Annotated in this window: 18 protein-coding genes; 8 read left to right on the top strand and 10 right to left on the bottom strand. The window is 40.1% G+C overall.

Annotated elements, in window-relative coordinates:
* Positions 1-621: 621 nt before the first annotated feature.
* Positions 622-930: a metal-sulfur cluster assembly factor gene (locus IQ19_RS23835; protein WP_144545793.1), complete on the bottom strand. Its 309-nt coding sequence runs from the start codon at positions 928-930 to the stop codon at positions 622-624.
* A 71-nt stretch (positions 931-1,001) separates the two neighbouring features.
* Positions 1,002-1,769, bottom strand: coding sequence for an alpha/beta fold hydrolase (locus IQ19_RS23830; protein WP_144545791.1), 768 nt, complete (start codon positions 1,767-1,769; stop codon positions 1,002-1,004).
* A 302-nt stretch (positions 1,770-2,071) separates the two neighbouring features.
* On the opposite strand from IQ19_RS23830, the gene IQ19_RS23825 reads away from it, so the two are divergent.
* From IQ19_RS23825 to IQ19_RS23820, 3 genes are all read left to right on the top strand, one after another.
* The gene (locus tag IQ19_RS23825; protein ID WP_144545789.1) at positions 2,072-2,890 is read left to right on the top strand and encodes a Cof-type HAD-IIB family hydrolase; all 819 of its coding nucleotides are present in this window, start codon (positions 2,072-2,074) and stop codon (positions 2,888-2,890) included.
* A 123-nt stretch (positions 2,891-3,013) separates the two neighbouring features.
* The gene (locus IQ19_RS28220; RefSeq protein WP_181396022.1) at positions 3,014-3,166 is read left to right on the top strand and encodes a hypothetical protein; all 153 of its coding nucleotides are present in this window, start codon (positions 3,014-3,016) and stop codon (positions 3,164-3,166) included.
* 1 nt (position 3,167) lies between these two features.
* Positions 3,168-3,362 (top strand): DUF3813 domain-containing protein, encoded by a 195-nt coding sequence (locus IQ19_RS23820; protein WP_144545787.1) that lies wholly within the window; start codon positions 3,168-3,170, stop codon positions 3,360-3,362.
* A 39-nt stretch (positions 3,363-3,401) separates the two neighbouring features.
* Here the strand turns inward: IQ19_RS23820 and IQ19_RS23815 are convergent, their stop codons facing one another.
* On the bottom strand, positions 3,402-4,157 hold the full coding sequence (locus IQ19_RS23815) for a BsuPI-related putative proteinase inhibitor (RefSeq protein ID WP_144545785.1): 756 nt from the start codon (positions 4,155-4,157) through the stop codon (positions 3,402-3,404).
* A gap of 19 nt (positions 4,158-4,176) precedes the next feature.
* A complete protein-coding gene (locus IQ19_RS23810) occupies positions 4,177-5,007 on the bottom strand; it encodes a YitT family protein (RefSeq protein ID WP_144545781.1) in 831 nt (276 codons plus the stop codon).
* A 126-nt stretch (positions 5,008-5,133) separates the two neighbouring features.
* Here IQ19_RS23810 and IQ19_RS23805 point away from each other — a divergent pair, with 126 nt between their 5' ends.
* Both IQ19_RS23805 and IQ19_RS23800 read left to right on the top strand, forming a co-directional pair.
* Positions 5,134-5,988, top strand: coding sequence for a DegV family protein (locus IQ19_RS23805; protein WP_144545779.1), 855 nt, complete (start codon positions 5,134-5,136; stop codon positions 5,986-5,988).
* 118 nt (positions 5,989-6,106) lie between these two features.
* Positions 6,107-6,238 (top strand): DUF3941 domain-containing protein, encoded by a 132-nt coding sequence (locus IQ19_RS23800; RefSeq protein WP_144545777.1) that lies wholly within the window; start codon positions 6,107-6,109, stop codon positions 6,236-6,238.
* Positions 6,239-6,255: 17 nt separating this feature from the next.
* On the opposite strand, the gene IQ19_RS23795 is transcribed toward IQ19_RS23800, so the two are convergent.
* The gene (locus IQ19_RS23795) at positions 6,256-7,131 is read right to left on the bottom strand and encodes a CvfB family protein (RefSeq protein ID WP_144545775.1); all 876 of its coding nucleotides are present in this window, start codon (positions 7,129-7,131) and stop codon (positions 6,256-6,258) included.
* Between the two features lie 359 nt (positions 7,132-7,490).
* Between IQ19_RS23795 and IQ19_RS23790 the strand changes: the two genes are divergently transcribed.
* Entirely contained in the window at positions 7,491-7,982 is a 492-nt protein-coding gene (locus IQ19_RS23790) for a YajQ family cyclic di-GMP-binding protein (RefSeq protein ID WP_144545773.1), read from the top strand.
* Between the two features lie 943 nt (positions 7,983-8,925).
* On the top strand, positions 8,926-10,569 hold the full coding sequence (locus IQ19_RS23785) for a CoA-disulfide reductase (protein WP_144545770.1): 1,644 nt from the start codon (positions 8,926-8,928) through the stop codon (positions 10,567-10,569).
* Positions 10,570-10,613: 44 nt separating this feature from the next.
* Here IQ19_RS23785 and IQ19_RS23780 read toward each other — a convergent pair whose 3' ends face one another.
* Positions 10,614-10,826: a hypothetical protein gene (locus IQ19_RS23780; protein WP_199749543.1), complete on the bottom strand. Its 213-nt coding sequence runs from the start codon at positions 10,824-10,826 to the stop codon at positions 10,614-10,616.
* 121 nt (positions 10,827-10,947) lie between these two features.
* On the opposite strand from IQ19_RS23780, the gene IQ19_RS23775 reads away from it, so the two are divergent.
* Entirely contained in the window at positions 10,948-11,817 is an 870-nt protein-coding gene (locus IQ19_RS23775) for an SDR family oxidoreductase (RefSeq protein ID WP_144545768.1), read from the top strand.
* Between the two features lie 36 nt (positions 11,818-11,853).
* Here the strand turns inward: IQ19_RS23775 and IQ19_RS23770 are convergent, their stop codons facing one another.
* From IQ19_RS23770 to IQ19_RS23755, 4 genes are all read right to left on the bottom strand, one after another.
* The gene (locus IQ19_RS23770; RefSeq protein ID WP_144545766.1) at positions 11,854-12,900 is read right to left on the bottom strand and encodes a LacI family DNA-binding transcriptional regulator; all 1,047 of its coding nucleotides are present in this window, start codon (positions 12,898-12,900) and stop codon (positions 11,854-11,856) included.
* 179 nt (positions 12,901-13,079) lie between these two features.
* Complete coding sequence (locus IQ19_RS23765) at positions 13,080-14,618, bottom strand: alpha-amylase family glycosyl hydrolase (protein ID WP_144545764.1); 1,539 nt, start codon at positions 14,616-14,618, stop codon at positions 13,080-13,082.
* Between the two features lie 106 nt (positions 14,619-14,724).
* A complete protein-coding gene (locus IQ19_RS23760) occupies positions 14,725-15,567 on the bottom strand; it encodes a sugar ABC transporter permease (RefSeq protein ID WP_144545762.1) in 843 nt (280 codons plus the stop codon).
* A 2-nt stretch (positions 15,568-15,569) separates the two neighbouring features.
* A complete protein-coding gene (locus tag IQ19_RS23755) occupies positions 15,570-16,853 on the bottom strand; it encodes a carbohydrate ABC transporter permease (protein ID WP_144545760.1) in 1,284 nt (427 codons plus the stop codon).
* Between the last annotated feature and the right edge of the window lie 159 nt (positions 16,854-17,012).

Below are 17,012 nucleotides of genomic sequence, written 5' to 3'. Positions count from 1 at the left end.
TGATTAACGACCATCCTCCAACCCTTTAACCAATTATGGGAGTGAATCCTCGTGATTAACGACCAAAAATAAGGCTCTTACCTAATATGGTCGTTATTCCTGTTGATTAACGACTATACTCGAACACTTTAACCAATTATGGGAGTTAATCCTCGTGATTAACGACCAAAAATAAGATACTTACTTGATTTGGTCGTTATTTCTGTTGATTAACGACCATACTCCAACCCTTTAACCAATTATGGGAGTGAATCCTCGTGATTAACGACCAAAAATAAGATACTTACCTAATATGGTCGTTATTCCTGATGATTAATGACCATCCTCCAACCCTTTAACCAATTATGGGAGTGAATCCTTGTGATTAGCGACCAAAAATAAGATACTTACTTGATTTGGTCGTTATTTCTGTTGATTAACGACCATACTCGAACACTTTATCCAATTATGGGAATTAATCCTCGTAATTAACCTCAAAAAAATAAAGTTCTTAACTGCTTAAGGTCATTAATCCAGCAGGCACCCATCAATTATGAATCACGATAAAGAATTTAAGGCATCTTTTCTGAAAAATAAAAAAACAGCAAGGCGCACAGCCTGCTGTTTTTGTAGGATGTTATTTTATTGTACGCCAAGAGCAATTTTGGCATAACGGGACATTTTGTCTTTTGACCAAGGAGGATTCCAGACAATATTAACTTCTGTATCCTTAACTTCAGGAATATCCGCCACAGCGGCTTTAACTTGCTCTACAATCGTTCCAGCCAAAGGGCAGCCCATGGAAGTGAGGGTCATATCGATAACCGCCTTGCCTTCCTCTTCCATCTTTACATCATAGACTAAGCCCAAATTTACAATATCAATGCCAAGCTCAGGGTCTACTACAAGCTCAAGTGCGCCCATGATGCTATCTTTTAAGTCCTGATCCATTTTACAGCACTCCTTCTTTTCGACTTTAGCTTTATCATAACAAATATTTAAAGGAATTGAAAAAATGTTGGTTATAGATGTGTTTCAAACCATTTTACTGTTTCAAGTACCCCTTCTCTGCTTACTTTATGGCCGGCTTGTTCATCTGATATAAATCGAAGCCTTTCCGCCACATCGTTATAAAGGGGCTCTATGCTTTCATAAAAATGGTATGTATATGAGTATGGCACCACAGAATCCTTTTTGCCATGCCAGAACATAAGCGGCCTTTTTTCAAGCTTTTCGGGCTGCAGGCTTAAATCCTTAACTCTTAGGGTTTCCAGCAAATCAGTAATTTCTTCCTCATTCAGTGGAATTTCAATATTATTTTTATGCAGTTCATCCAGCTGCCATTGCGCAAACTTTTCATAATAAGGCATACCCATAAGGCTGACTGCGGCTTTGACCCAATCAAATTGCGTCAAGGCACCCAGTGTAACAATGCCTCCCATGGAGGTTCCTACCAGTCCTATTCTTTCAGGATCTATAAGCTTTTCATCTTCATAAGCTTCCTTAATAATATTCAATTCGGCTATAGTATTTAGTACAATATCCCATAACCTGAAATTTAAATCGTTGCCTGACATGCCTGCTGACCTTTCCCCGTGATACAATGTATCCGGCAGCACCACCCGAAAACCTTTTTCTGCAAGCAAGTAGGCGTAATGAAGGTTATGTTCTTTTGCGCTTGTAAAGCCATGCACAAAAATGATAAAAGGCAATGGATCTTCTCTTAACTCCTGCCTGGCCAAATCCAGCACAGGAATCTCCTTAATGTGCTTATTTTCAATAATAACCAAAGCTCTTCCTCCCAAAACAATGTCCCTGAATCGTAATAACGGCCTGTATAGAACTGCGTTTTTAATATTTAGGCAAAGTGAATTTTTTTACAAAAATAATATAATATTGGTAACATATATATATAATGATTTGTAAAAGATGAAGCTTGATTCGATTGTAATTTCTTCCTATATTTTCAGTTTAACATGTGGACTTTTTTTTTCACAAACCATTACACTTATTAGAAGAGCTACACGAAGCGCATGGAGCTAACCGTTCAGAGTCAATATTCTGTAAAATCCAGATAATAAAAGGAGATCTTATGGCAGAAAAACATTTAATTGCACTTGACCTTGATGGAACATTATTAAAAGATGATAAAACCATATCAAACAAAACAAAAATGGTCATTCAAAAGGCCCGTGAACAAGGGCATGAAGTCATGATTGCCACTGGAAGGCCGTTCCGTTCCAGTGAGCTTTACTACCGGGAAATGGGGCTTACAACGCCTATCGTAAATTTCAATGGTGCCTATATACATCATCCTAAAGATCGAAACTGGGGAGTTTACCATACACCCCTGCAAATGAGCGTTGCGAAGGAGATTGTCGAAGCTGTTAACAGCTTTACTATCCATAATATTGTTGCAGAAGTCATTGATGATGTTTACCTGCATTATCATGATGAAAAACTTTTGGATATCTTTGGCTTCGGAGATCCTAATATCACAACTGGTGACTTGCGCAATTATCTCAATGATAATCCGACTAGCATGCTGATCCACACAGATGAAGAACATGTAAAGTCCATTAGGAGCCACTTATCCGACGTGCATGCAGAAGTCATTGACCATAGGCGCTGGGCAGCACCATGGCATGTAATTGAAATCGTGAAAACCGGCCTTAATAAAGCTGTCGGTTTGCAAAAAGCATCAGACTATTTCCAAATACCGCCCGAGCGGATCATTGCTTTCGGTGACGAAGATAATGATCTGGAAATGCTTGAGTATGCAGGCTACGGCATAGCGATGGGAAATGCCATTGACCAGGTCAAGAATATTGCCAACGAAATCACCTTGACCAATGAAGAAGATGGTATTGGCGTTTATCTAAATGATTTACTAAATTTAAAAGCGCTATAATACTGGGATAAGCATTAATTAGAAACTCCGCCATTAAATCCCCTTTTGAAAACAAACCTTTAGAGCATACTATAGGATGAAGCAGCCAATCTGTTTCAAACTTCTTTCACGGAGGGGATTCGAATGGGTAAACGTAATAAATCAAAACGCTTCGTTCAACAGGGTGTTGACACTGTTAGTAAGCATGATGAACGTATCCCGTACCACATGACCTATGCGGAGGCAGAAGCCGAAAAATTGGCTAATGTGAAGGAATCATCCCTTGGAGGAATATAAAATGGGAAACAGATTATTTCAGGAAGCCAGAAAATACGTAGATTTATCAAAAAATGCTGATTCTGCAGGCCCAGAAACTGTATCCCGTGCAAAAAATGCATTACGTTCCGCGTTTGCGAATTCCACTGCAGCTGAACAGGAGCAGCTTAGTGAGATGCAGCAGGAGCTGGAGCAATACGATCCGCAAAATCGTTAATAAAAAGAAGCTGACGCCCTATTGGCTGTCAGCTTCTTTTTATCTATTTTCCAGTACTACAGGAAAAGAATGAATAATGCTGCCGTCTTTTTTGCTTCTTTCATACAAATGAAGAACGACTGACCCGCTCGCGGGAAGTTTCTCTGCTGGAATGCGCACATCAATTTTAAAGGGCTCCCAGCCTTTCGTATTTGTTTTTAGAGGCTGTTCTGCAATTAGTTCATTGTGGCCGTCTTCAATCGTATAGTATAGCTTCCCGCTTACAGGGCGAGCTTCTCCCGTAACTATATAATTGCCCTTTTCACCACTGACTTTTGCATGGCGGAATGAAGGGTTTTTTTCTGATATATAAACAGAGGCTTCAGCCGTTTCTTTGGTAACTAAGGTTTCCCCATTTAATTTCCTGGCTTGCAAAGTTGCCTTTACATGATATTTCCCTTCAGAGACTCTTTGGCCCTCATGAACATAATTCCAATGTTCCTTCCAAATCATGCTTTCGTCAGGATTTAAAGTAAGAGTCTGCAAAGCCTGCAGAAAAGCCTTGCCTTTTGAATAAGTGTATACTTCATTGCCTTTTTCATCGTTTATGCTTATTTCATACTTTTGTGAAGTTGGAAATTCAAAGCCCAAAGGGTAACTCGAAGTATTACTCAAAACCACTTCCATTTCCAAAGTTTCCGGTCCAGCATATGGTATAACCTCAAATTCAAACGGCATCTGATTGCCAGCCGCTTCAGTGCTTTGTAAATGTACAGAAAGAACAAAAATGGCCATAGCCGCCAATAGACGCAGCATTCTGCATCCCTCCAGTCATTTAATCCCTGCGGAAGAAACCATAAACACCGGCTGTTTGCACGATATTGGTAAAAGCACTTGGGTCTACATCTTTTATAATTCTCTCAAGGTCATATAACTCATAGCGTGTAATGACAATCATCATCATTTCTTTGCTTTCGTTTGTGAAAGCACCTTTTGCAGGGATCGTTGTAATCCCTCGGACGAGCTTTTCATGAATCGCCTTTTTCATTTCATCGGATTTTTTAGTAATGATTAGTGCTGTTAACTTTTCATGTCTTGTATGGATGGCATCAATTACCCTTGTTGAGGCATAAAGGGTCACAAGAGTATATAACGCTTTTTCCCAGCCATACAGAAATCCAGCCGTTATTATAATGATGGCATTAAGCGTGAAAAAATATGTACCAACCGGTTTATCTTTCATACGGGACAATACCATAGCAATAATATCCATCCCGCCTGTGGATGCACCCCACTTTAGTGTCATCCCTACTCCTACCGCTGCTATTACCCCTCCAAAAACGGCATTAAGCAAAATGTCTTTAGAAACATGAATAACAGGTATCACTTCCAAAAAAAACGACATTAAAAATACGCTAAGAAAACTGTAGACCGTAAACGACCTTCCTACTTTTTTCCAGGCTAATATCGTAACAGGAATATTCAAAATGAAGAGCAAAATACCTGTTGAGGCAAAGCTGCCCAATACACTTGAAAGCAGCTGGGCTACACCTGTAAATCCGCTAGCATAAACATTTGCGGGTATCAGGAAGAAATTCATGGCGATTGCATTTAATACCGCTCCAATTAATACAACAAATACTTTCTTAGTCTCTAACCAAACCATTGTAAACCCCCTAAATTCACTTATTATTTCTTTACCCCAAAATGGGCAATTCCAACACAATTCATTGTTTTTTCTTGCTGATTTCTATAAACTTAACTCATATAGTTTGAAAGCAGGTGAAAGAGAATGTCAGTAAAAATTTTAGCTGACAGCGCGTGTGATCTGCCGATAAGTTTTTTCAATGAAAATGGCGTCACACTTTTTCCATTAAAGGTTCATTTAAACGATACAGAGTATGAAGATTTAGTAACGATTGAACCTAAAAAAGTCTATAAAGCTATACGTGAAGGCCAAGTGCCTAAGACCTCTCAGGTATCTCCGCTGCTTTTTGAAGAAACGTTCACCAAAATGGCGGAACAGAATGAAGATGGCATTTATATCGCTTTTTCCTCCGAACTTTCGGGTACATATCAGACAGCTGTGATGATCCTTGAACAAGTGAAAGAGAAATATCCCGGTTTCAATTTAACGATCATAGATTCCAAGGCTGCATCACTTGGATACGGACTTATCGTAAAGGCTGCTGTAAAAAAAGTGCAATCAGGCGCTTCTAAAGAAGATATCCAACAAGATATCGAATTTCGCTGTCAGCACTTGGAGAGTTTATTTACAGTCAATGATCTTGAATATTTGGCAAAAGGCGGCCGTGTTTCAAAAGCTTCTGCATTTTTGGGCGGACTACTGAACATTAAGCCTCTTTTACATGTGGAAGATGGCAAACTGGTTCCGATTGAGAAGCTGCGCGGCAAGAAAAAACTTTTACGCCGGATCATCGATTTGATGAAAGTACGAGGAGCATCTTTTGAAAATCAGGCAGTCGGCATCAGCCATGCCGACGATGAAGAAACTGCTCTTGAGATGAAAACTCTAATCATGGACGAGCTAAACGCAAAAGAAGTATATATCACATCAATTGGCGCTGCTATTGGGTCCCATACCGGGCCAGGTTCGATAGCTATTTTCTTTCAAAACCAATTGTAGAATCACCCTTATTTGAATCGTACATACTCCATTCCATTCTGACAGACAATAAGGTTGTACTTCAGTTTCAATCATGCTGAAGAATAAACCTTACAGATTGGAAAGGAGTATTTTTAGTATGCCGCATACTTCTGATAATGATAAAAAAGCAAATGACAATAACGCGCTTCGCCACGAAAAGAATATGATGCGCGAGAAAAACCGAAAAGCTGGAAAAAACCAGTATTCCAAAAAGACAGACCATCTATAATACAAAAACGGGCAAGCTTATGCTTGTCCGTTTTTATTCAGATAGGTCCAGCCTTCCTCCTGATACACCTTACCTTCCTTCATAAGGCGTCCCAGTGCCCTTTTAAACGAAGCCTTGCTCAACTGAAAACGTTCCTGGATGTCTTCCGGTGCGCTCTTATCGCCAAACGGCATAGCGCCATTTCGGCTTTCCAAATAGGATAGTATCCTTTCTGAATCCTCATCAAGCACTTCATGTTTTCTTGGAATGAGAGAAACATTCACCGTTCCATCTTCCTTTACGTCCACGATCCGGCCTTCAACTTTTTCACCGAGGCGAGGCTCCCTTTTCCGCTGGGATTCATGGATAAATCCTTTAAACCCCTCTGCTGTAAAAATCCAGCTTCCGACTTTAGCCGTTCTGTAAATAAGTCCGTGTATATTTTTATTAAAATCGTTTCTTGTTGCTTTTACAGCGATTTCACTTATAACCGGATCGGTAGCCATTTTTACGTAAATACGGTTGTTCTTATTCACACGAAGCGTAATGTATAAAGTGTCCCCCACTTTCGGCCAAACAGCTTCATGAACAGGGAGATCTTCCTCACCCAGGAGCATATCCTTTTGGACACCAATATTGATAAAAACTCCTATGCCCGGCTTTACATCACTTACCTGCGCCCATCCATATGTACCAACCTGAACTTCGGGAATATTCGTTGTTGCGGCGATTCTTCCCTGTGAATCTACATAAAGGAATGCCTCAACCTCCTGGCCTTCTTCCAGCTTCTCTTCTGTTTCATTTTGATGAAGCAGAACGTCTTCTTCCTCTCCATCGGTTAAAAAATAGCCAAATGCCGCCTGCCTTGATACAGTCAGCCTAGCAGTACTGCCCAAGTATTCCTCTAATGCCATTACTGTTTCCTCCTTCATTGAAATTAAGTCTTTTCACTGTAAACATCAAATATTCATTATATTAAATCTTTCTTTTAAAGATCTTATAACTCCTAAAGTTGTTTGAACTGCTATATTTTACTATAATAAGAACGTAAAGTGAAACTTCTTTTTGAAGGTGCTTTTCCTTCAAAAAGTTAGTTGAACTTATCACGCTCAGGACGCCACATCCTGTGGCTTCGCCTGACTAGGACGTCCTGTCCGTCGTCGGGTTTTTACTGTCCGTTTTTCCTCTTGAATTACCTGTTTTACGGACAGTTAAAACGCGGCAAAGTGAAACTTCTTTTCAGATGAAAATTGTTATGTCCAAGGAGGCTGCCATGTCTAAAGAGAGCTCATTTGATATTGTATCCAAAGTAGATTTTTCTGAAGTAACCAATGCCATTAATATCGCGAAGAAGGAAATTTCCACTCGCTATGATTTTAAAGGAAGCAAAAGTGACATAAAGCTGGATAATGAAGAGCTTGTGCTTGTTTCGGATGATGAATTCAAGCTAGAACAGCTCAAGGATGTTTTATTGAGCAAACTGATTAAAAGAGGCATTCCTGTGAAAAACCTCGACTATGGCAAGGTTGAAGGAGCTTCAGGCGGAACTGTCCGCCAGAGAGCCAAGCTGGTTCAAGGTATTGATAAAGAAAATGCAAAAAAAATCAATACCCTTATTAAGAATAGCGGCTTAAAAGTGAAGAGCCAGGTTCAGGATGACCAGGTCCGTGTTACCGGCAAAAACCGTGACGATCTCCAGAAGGTTATTGCCGCTGTAAAAGAGGCAGATTTGACTGTTGATGTCCAGTTCGTAAACTACCGCTAAATCATTAAGCAAACGGATGAATTTCCGTTTGCTTTTTTATTAATGGCTATGTCAAAACACATTATTGATTTTTCCACCCTTGATTGGAGCGGAAGGCGCGGGATCCTCGAAAATGCATTTGCATTACCTTCGTGCGGTGTTAATCCAAGGAAGCTTATTCAAAGTCATGCGGGAAGAGCGAGTCAACGGGAGACCCAACAGGCGTGTTATGCGCCGACGAGCGTCGGGCCGCCCTCGGACCGCTGAGCGCCTGGAGCGGAAATCAACAGGCAAGTTTAACAAAGCCATATTAATAAATGATCAAACAGCCAGCATCATACATATAATAAAGGAATTAATGATGAAAAGGCGGCCCAAAAAATGATTTTTAATAAATCTGCAAGATTTCTGTTTCTCTTTGCCAGTTTTGCTCATGCTGCTACCTTTCTTTACTTTTTTATAAGCTTGATTTCAAACGCCCTGGATGGATCCCATACTGAATCCTTGTTTGATATCTTCCCTCTTTTACTATTCTTATTATCATTTGGTTTGCACCTGCTCCCGCAGCTTCGATCTTCGCTATTATCTCGCCCTCTTTTATATACTTTCCTTACGGCTTTAGTTACTATAGCCTGGGTTTGGCTTTTATCTGCCGGAATACAGATGTTTTATTGAAAGCTGTTTTATTCTCCAGTTTATTAAGTTTATTCGCCAAAGTGGAACCTTTGTTAGCTAAATTGAGGTTTTATTCTATGCTTTATCCGTTAGTTTCATCCTTTATTTTCTAAATTCACATAAAGGAGCTGCTCATAAACTATCCTTTTCTGTTTTCCCTTCATCCTCCCCCTGTTTATAAGAGTTCATTATTTCTTCACATTTACTACGTTCACAACAGTAAATTATCCTTTAATATACCTTTAGGGGTATGAGAAATACATTAAAACCGATGGAGGATGATTATATAATGGGAAAAAAAATTATTATTGTTGGCGGAGTTGCAGGGGGAGCTACTACAGCAGCAAAACTGCGCCGGTTAGATGAAAATGCAGAAATTATTATGTTTGAAAGAGGAGAGTTTATCTCATTCGCGAACTGCGGACTCCCTTATTATATTGGTGAAGTAATTAAAGAAAGATCCAAACTATTGGTTCAAACAGTTGAAGGCATGAAACAGCGTTATAACATGGATATCCGCAATTTTACAGAAGTAACATCCATTGACCGTGAACAAAAGATAATCACTGCCAGAAATGTGCAGACTGGCCAAGAATACTCTGAAACTTATGATTTCCTTATTTTATCAACTGGAGCAAAGCCAATTGTTCCTCCAATTGAAGGATTACAAAGCAGCAATGTATTTACTTTAAGAAATATTCCTGATATGGATAAAATCAAAGGCTTTGTTGAGGAAAAGTCACCTCAAACAGCAGTGGTTATTGGCGGAGGATTTATCGGATTGGAAATGGCAGAGAATTTAAAAGAAGCTGGACTATCTGTCACGATCGCCGAAAAGTCTCCTCAGGTTATGGGGCCTCTAGATCCTGAAATGGCGGGCATTGTGCAAAATCATTTAGTGGAAAAAGGAATTAACCTTGTTCTTAACAACGGAATCGAAAAAGTGTACCAAAATGGCCAGTTGGTTGTTCTCGAGAGTGGTGAGATGCTCGAGAGTGACCTTATTATCCTTGCAATTGGTGTAGCTCCAGAAAACAACCTTGCGAAAGCTGCTGGCTTGGAGCTTGGAGACAGAGGCGGAATGAAGGTTAATGAATACCTGCAAACATCTGATCCGTCTATCTACGCACTCGGGGATGCGATCGAAGTCAAAGATTATGTAAACGGAACACCTGCCATGGTACCGCTTGCGTGGCCTGCAAACCGCCAGGCACATATTGTGGCGCATAGCATTAATGGCAGAGACATCAAATATCCTGGAACCATGGGCACATCGATTGTTAAAATTTTTGATTTAACTGCTGCCCTAACAGGCAATAACGAAAAAACATTAAGAAGATTGAGTGTACCATTTGAAGCTGTCCATATACATCCGCTTTCACATGCTGGCTACTATCCTGGTGCATCCCAGATAGCTATAAAGCTTCTTTTTGATAAAGAAACAGGAAAGATTTTTGGGGCTCAGGCAGTCGGGGAAGATGGAGCAGATAAGAGAATTGATGTCATCGCAACTGCCATCAAAGGCGGGTTGACTGTCCATGATTTACAGGAGCTTGAATTGGCATACGCTCCGCCATTCTCATCTGCAAAAGACCCGGTAAATATGGCAGGATATGTGGCATCCAATATTGTGGATGGAATGATTGAAACCGTACAATGGGATGAAATCGATGACATCAAAAAAAAAGGCGGTTATTTACTGGATGTCCGCACTGTGAAAGAATTTGAAAATGGCCACATTGAAGGTGCAATAAATATTGACCTTGATCAATTAAGGGAAAGACTTGCTGAGATTCCGCAAGATAAAACTATTCATATCAACTGCCAAGTTGGCCTAAGGGGTTACCTCGCATCTCGGATTCTGCAGCAAAATGGATTTAAAGTAAAAAACCTTACAGGCGGTTATAAGACTTATTCCATTTTAAATAAGTAATAGAAAAGGAGTGTAGAACCCCAAATGGGTGATGCACTCCTATTTTAAATGATTAATTGTTGCGGGAGCGTGTAAAGTACCACTACTAAAATTAAGTCGCCAGATTGCAGGCTTTGTTCAATCCACTCTTCCTCTTCTTCAACAGTAAGCTTAAATTCCTCAGTCTCTGTCATTAAAAAATCAGTTTCCCCCAAGACTCTTCTACAATGTGCCAGAATTCCTTCAGCATCGGTTTTGACTGCTGTTCGTATCTGCATTCCGTCCTCTCCCGATATATTTTTAGACACTATTATATAGATCAATGCAAATAATTTCCATGTTTTTTCACCATAATAAAATGGAATTTATCTAATATCAATCTTTTGGAGGGATGCACTAATGTCTAATAGTCAAAACAACCCTAAGGAATTTCCGCCCCAGCATCAGGATCATCAGCCTGGCACAGAAGATCCGATGCAGCCTGGGCCACAATCTGTTGACCCCCATTACAAGGGTTCTGATAAATTAAAAGGTAAGGTAGCCTTAATTACAGGCGGAGACAGCGGCATTGGCAAATCGGCAGCCATTTATTATGCTAAAGAAGGTGCCAACATTGCTATAGTCTACCTGGATGAACATGAGGATGCTGAAAAAACAAGAGAAGCCATTCAAGCTGAAGGCCAGGAATGCCTGTTAATCTCTGGCGATATCGGAAGCGAAACATTTTGTAAAGATATAGTTAATAAAACTTTAGATAAGTTTGGACAAATTGATGTCCTCGTTAATAATGCAGCAGAGCAGCATCCGCAAAAAAGCCTGCTGGACATCACAGCCGATCAGCTGGAAAGAACGTTTAGAACAAATATCTTTTCTTTCTTCCATCTAACAAAAGCTGTTCTTCCGCACCTTAAAGAAGGAAGCTCCATTATTAATACTGCTTCCATTACTGCATACGAAGGAAATGAACAGCTAATAGACTATTCATCTACAAAAGGCGCGATTGTATCCTTTACACGTTCATTGGCAAAATCACTGGCTGGCCAAGGAATCCGAGTAAATGGAGTAGCTCCTGGTCCTATTTGGACTCCACTTATCCCGTCTACCTTCTCCGCGGAAAAAGTATCAAAATTCGGTGCCAATTCCCCAATGGGAAGAGCTGGACAGCCTTACGAACTGGCCCCGGCTTATGTATATCTCGCAAGCAGCGATTCAACATATGTGAGCGGCCAAATGATTCATGTAAATGGCGGCACCATCGTAAATGGATAGTAAAGCAAAAGGGAAGCCCCATTGGCTTCCCTTCCTTTATGACAATATTAACGGTTTTTCCGGATTTGGACTGCTGCAAGAACAGCGTTTTACGATTTTATGCGGAATAATAATTCTTTTAACAGGTTCGCGCGGGTTTTCGATTCTGTAAATAAGGCTTCTTGCGGATTCAAAACCGAGATCGAAAATATTGATATCTACTGAGGTTAACGGGGGCCTGGACATTTCAGCCAATAGCACATTATTAAAGCTGATGATCGACATATCTTCCGGAACCTTTATTCCCAGTTCATCCAAAGTATTCAATACACCAAGCGCCATTAAATCGTCGGCAACCACAAGTGCCGTAGGAGGCTTTTCCAGGGATATAAGCCCTCTGACAGCTTCCTGTCCGCCTTCTTTTAAAAATTCCTCATGGACAATATATTCATTAACCAGTTCAATATCTGCTTCTCTTAACGCTTTTTCATAACCAAGCAACCGTTCCACGGTTACAGTAAGGTTCAAGCTTCCGCCGACAAATGCAATTTGCTTATGCCCCAGCTTGATTAAATATTCCGTTACTTCCTTAGCAGCACGGAAGTTATTATTATCCACGTACGTGATTTCTTCCTCATCAGAAAACGGCTTTCCTATAACGACAAACGGAAAATCTCTTTCCTTTAGGAAGGAAAGGACTTTATCTTCCACTTTTGAGTAAAGGAGAATAACTCCATCCACTCGTCCGCCCTGTACCATTTGAATTACACCTTCATATATTTCATCATCTGTTTTTCCAGTTGTCATATGGAGAGCATAATGCCTTTCATGTGCACCCTCGCTCAACCCCCTAAGAACAGTTGGAAAGAATGGGTTTTGAAAAACTACATCTGTTGAACTTGGCATAATGAGGCCAATAGCGCGCGTTGACTGGCTTGCAAGACTGCGGGCAATAAAATTGGGATGATACCCCAATTGTTTCATTGCCTCTCTGACTTTTTGTTTTGTTTTCTCGCTTATGCGAGGATTGTTGGCAATAACTCTGGAAACAGTTGAAGGCGCAACTTTAGCCATCTTTGCAACATCTTTAATTGTAACTGCCAATATAATCACCCTCTCCGTGAGGTCTCTGTTATTTATAGTATAATCAAAACAGTATAATTTTTCTTTCCTTTTTTAAACAGGAAGCTTCTAGTAACAGGCTTTGGGAAGAAGGGCTAATCTAAATGCAGCATTGTGTACAAAGAATGACACACTCTTACAAAGGCATTCCCGCCATCTATCTACTCCGCCTTCTTCTTTTTGGAACGCTTCCATAAAAGGAAGATAAAAATCATGAAGGCTGTATATACTGCCGCTAAAGCAGCTATCAAGGGAATATTCAAGCCCGATTTTTCGGCTAAATTATAAACTTCTGCTTGTTCACGATCAATGATTAGATTGTATTTCCCGTCCTCGCTGCGGACCAGGTCATCTGCCAGCATGCCGCGAAGTTCTTTTCCTTCTTCTATCTGGGATGAATCCAATACAAGTTTTTGTGATTTGGTTGAATTATTGATGGCAATAACAGCTGTTTCATCTTTATAAGTTCGTTTATATACAGCCATACCATCCTTCTCTTCCAAAAGCTCCATATCTCCCCTTGTTAAAGAAGGAAGCATTTGCCTTACTTCGCCGAGCTTTGTTATATAGTCGATCAGCTCTTTATCTGTACGGAAATCCATCAGCCTGCGATTATCAGGATCCTCGCCGCCATCGAGCGCGATTTCACTTCCATAATAAACAATGGGAATCCCGGGAGCTGTATACATATAGGTTAAAGCCAGCTTCCATCTTGGCCCTGGATGATGGTTCTTCGATATGGCATCACGCGTAAATCTAACCGTATCGTGGTTATCCATGAAGGTTCCCATCAAATGTGGATTTTCATAAAAAGCTTTATTTCTATCCCAGCTTGTAAAAAGCCAGCTCAAAGATTTATCAGGTTCCGCAAAAGCTGTTCTTAAATGGTCATTCAAAGGATAATCAACAAAACCGTCTATGCCTGTTTTCTCATATTCAGCAATATACTTTGGATCATCGGACCAAACTTCACCTAGCAGATAAACATCTTCTTTGACGCTTTTAACACCATTGGCGAACTCGGTCCAGAAAGTTTTAGGCACATGCTTGACGGTATCCAGGCGGTAACCATCAACATCCGTCTCTTCTATCCACCATTTTGCCGCATCGATTAAATAGTTCTTCACTTCCGGATTTTCCTGCTTTAAATCAGGCAGCCCATAAATCCAGCCATTTTCAATCTCAGTTTGGTTTGTCCAATTGGCAATATCCTGTTTTTCATGGAACCAATCGTTTTTCTCAGGATCGTTAACCCATTCATGATTATAGCCGACATGGTTAACGACGAAATCCAAAATCACTTTCATATCTCTTTTATGGGCTTCCTGAACAAGTTGTTTGAACTCATCCATTGTCCCAAAATGCTCTTCTGTATTATAAAAATCTTTAATCCAGTAACCGTGGTAACCTTTTTCTTCATTATCGAACACGGGAGTCAGCCAAATTGCAGTAAACCCCATTTCTTTAATGTAGTCAAGGCGATCTATAACACCCTTAAAATCTCCGCCATGATAGGCCTTGGGATCTTTGACATCCACCTTAAAATCATTGTTTGGATCACCGTTGCTAAAACGATCCACCATTAAAAAATAAATTGTTTCATCTTGCCATTTACGCTCTTCTTTTTCAGCTGCTCCTGCCGGCAGGGCATAAAAAAGAAGAAACGGGATTAAGATGAAGGTTATGATTCCTTTTTTCATCGCCGCTCCTCCTTCATTTTTCAAGACACTGCATGGCAGAAGCACTTGTTTATCATCCAAGTATTACGACTGCCAAAAGGCTTGTAAAAGTTTCAGCCCTTTAAGATTAGCCTTTCGTTCCCCCTGCAGTCAAACCTGAAACAAAGTATTTCTGGAACATCAGGAACAGAGCAGCAATCGGGATCGCAATCAGAACAGATCCTGCAGCAAATTTGGTAAATTCATTTCCGAACTGTTTCGCAACCATTTCGTACAGCCCAACAGCCATTGTGAATTTCTCGTCTGTTCTTAATAAAATTCTGGCTAAAATAAAGTCACCGAATGGGGCAATGAATGAGAATAGCGCCACGACCGCTACAATTGGCTTTGCCAGTGGCATTACAATCTGCCAAAACACACGCAAATGGCTTGCTCCATCCATTTTTGCAGACTCATCGAGCTCTTTTGGTATCGTATCAAGGTATCCCTTCATTAACCAAGTATTCATCGGAATCTGTCCGCCTACATATACAAGGATTAAACCAAGATGTGTATCAATTAATCCTGTTCTTGTTGCTAAAACGAAAATAGCAATTAATGCTGCAAAGTTAGGAATCATTTGCAGTATTAAAAACGTAAGCAAGCCATTTTTTCTTCCTACAAAACGGTACCGTGAAAAAGAATAAGCTGTTAATGACACTGTGATAACAGTCAGGATCATTGTAAGTGTGCTTATCTTCAATGAATTCCAGTACCAGTGAACATAATTGGATTTTTCCAGATCAAAAAGATATTTGTAATGGTCCAAAGTCGGGTTCTCAGGAAACATCGTGGATCCTGATAAACTTTGTCCCGGATTCAAGGAAGATCCCACTACCCACAGAAGCGGATAAATGACAATAAAGCTCATAAAAGCAATGATTAAATACGAAGCAGTAAGCCGGATTATTTTATTTTTTTTCATACTCATAGCTACATCAAATCCTCTTCTTGGAATGATCTTGTTCGTTTAAACTGCCACAGAGCCACAGTTACAACTATAAGCGATAGAATCATAGTGACTGCAGCTGCCTTTCCATATTGGGCAGATGTCATTGTCAGCTTGTAGATCCAGGAGATGAGAATGTCCGAACCGCCGGCATTTTGCCCCGGGATAGCAGGGCCTCCTCCATTAAACAAGAAGATTACGTTAAAGTTATTAAAGTTAAATGTATATTGCGTGATGATAATCGGCGCTGTAGCAAACAGTACAAGCGGTAAAGTAATCTTAGTGAATTTTTGCATTATGGAAGCACCATCAACCGTTGCTGCTTCGTAAAGCTCATCCGGAATGGACTGGAGAACACCGGTTGTCATGGCAAAAATGAATGGGAAACCTAGCCATGATTGGATAAATATCAAAGCCAATCTTGTCCAGTTCTCTTCCGTCATCCACGGGATTGGGCCAATTCCAATTGAATCAAGGATGGTTTTATTGATAACCCCGAAGGTTTCATTAAACATACCTGAGAAGATCAGGATCGAAATAAAAGCAGGTACAGCCCAAGGAAGGATGAATACGGTACGGATAATCGCCTTTCCTTTAAGATCCTTCTGATTAACCAAGATCGCAAGGAAGATTCCCAATGCCACCTGAAGAGTGGTTGCGACGAATGTCCAGACGATTGTCCAGCCCATTACTCCAAAGAAAGTTTTTCTCCATAAATCCAGTTTGAAAATATCAATAAAGTTTTGAATTCCAACCCAATCGACAAGCTTGGCAGGCGGTGAATGATATAAATCGTAGTTGGTGAAAGCAAGCAGAACTACGAATAAAATCGGGAAAATAACGACGAATACTAAAAGAAAGAATCCCGGTGAAATCATTAAGTATGGAAAGCCATTGTCCAACAGGTTATGGTACTGTTCCCTGACGCTATTCAGGCTTAGCCCCGCGTCACGTTTTTTTCCGTTATTATAGGCATCATAAATATTGAAAGCATAAATGATAAGCCCCAGAGCTGTAACAATAAGTGCAATAATTCCATCAATCAGCAAAAAGATTGAATGATCGAGAACTGGTATTTCACCTAAAGTGATAAGACCCCAAAATCCCCAATTCAGCGTATCGTAAAAAGCTGCAAAGAAAGATATCGTAAGAATTAAGAAGATAGCACCCTTTAGGAATTGTTTATTATAAAACTGCCCGAATCCAGGTAAGATGGATAAAAGCGCAGCATTTCTTCCATGATTGGTTGATGTTTTAATGACATCCATTTTTGTCCGGCCTCCCCTTTCTTTATAGGAGAAAGAATTTTTCTTATATTTATTATAATTCATTTCACTAATGTTGCATTAATAAAAATCCAATATTAGAAATACTCAAAATGTTCAATTTTATTATTTTGTGCAAAGAAAAAGTCCTTTATAATGGAT

This window comes from Cytobacillus oceanisediminis (genome assembly GCF_007830235.1).
In the GTDB taxonomy this organism is placed as follows: domain Bacteria; phylum Bacillota; class Bacilli; order Bacillales; family Cytobacillaceae; genus Cytobacillus; species Cytobacillus oceanisediminis.
Note: the sequence above shows the minus strand (reverse complement) of the source record. Positions and strands in the feature narration are given on the sequence as shown.

Excerpts from the sequence above, each read along its gene's own strand:
- IQ19_RS23800 (WP_144545777.1), top strand. The coding sequence starts at position 6,107 with ATGCCGCATACTTCTGATAATGATAAAAAAGCAAATGACAATAACGCG.
- IQ19_RS23805 (WP_144545779.1), top strand. The coding sequence starts at position 5,134 with ATGTCAGTAAAAATTTTAGCTGACAGCGCGTGTGATCTGCCGATAAGT.
- IQ19_RS23765 (WP_144545764.1), bottom strand. The coding sequence starts at position 14,618 with ATGAAAAAAGGAATCATAACCTTCATCTTAATCCCGTTTCTTCTTTTT.
- IQ19_RS23775 (WP_144545768.1), top strand. The coding sequence starts at position 10,948 with ATGTCTAATAGTCAAAACAACCCTAAGGAATTTCCGCCCCAGCATCAG.
- IQ19_RS23815 (WP_144545785.1), bottom strand. The coding sequence starts at position 4,157 with ATGCTGCGTCTATTGGCGGCTATGGCCATTTTTGTTCTTTCTGTACAT.
- IQ19_RS23810 (WP_144545781.1), bottom strand. The coding sequence starts at position 5,007 with ATGGTTTGGTTAGAGACTAAGAAAGTATTTGTTGTATTAATTGGAGCG.
- IQ19_RS23825 (WP_144545789.1), top strand. The coding sequence starts at position 2,072 with ATGGCAGAAAAACATTTAATTGCACTTGACCTTGATGGAACATTATTA.
- IQ19_RS28220 (WP_181396022.1), top strand. The coding sequence starts at position 3,014 with ATGGGTAAACGTAATAAATCAAAACGCTTCGTTCAACAGGGTGTTGAC.
- IQ19_RS23760 (WP_144545762.1), bottom strand. The coding sequence starts at position 15,567 with ATGAGTATGAAAAAAAATAAAATAATCCGGCTTACTGCTTCGTATTTA.
- IQ19_RS23785 (WP_144545770.1), top strand. The coding sequence starts at position 8,926 with ATGGGAAAAAAAATTATTATTGTTGGCGGAGTTGCAGGGGGAGCTACT.
- IQ19_RS23795 (WP_144545775.1), bottom strand. The coding sequence starts at position 7,131 with ATGGCATTAGAGGAATACTTGGGCAGTACTGCTAGGCTGACTGTATCA.
- IQ19_RS23790 (WP_144545773.1), top strand. The coding sequence starts at position 7,491 with ATGTCTAAAGAGAGCTCATTTGATATTGTATCCAAAGTAGATTTTTCT.
- IQ19_RS23755 (WP_144545760.1), bottom strand. The coding sequence starts at position 16,853 with ATGGATGTCATTAAAACATCAACCAATCATGGAAGAAATGCTGCGCTT.
- IQ19_RS23835 (WP_144545793.1), bottom strand. The coding sequence starts at position 930 with ATGGATCAGGACTTAAAAGATAGCATCATGGGCGCACTTGAGCTTGTA.
- IQ19_RS23820 (WP_144545787.1), top strand. The coding sequence starts at position 3,168 with ATGGGAAACAGATTATTTCAGGAAGCCAGAAAATACGTAGATTTATCA.
- IQ19_RS23780 (WP_199749543.1), bottom strand. The coding sequence starts at position 10,826 with ATGCAGATACGAACAGCAGTCAAAACCGATGCTGAAGGAATTCTGGCA.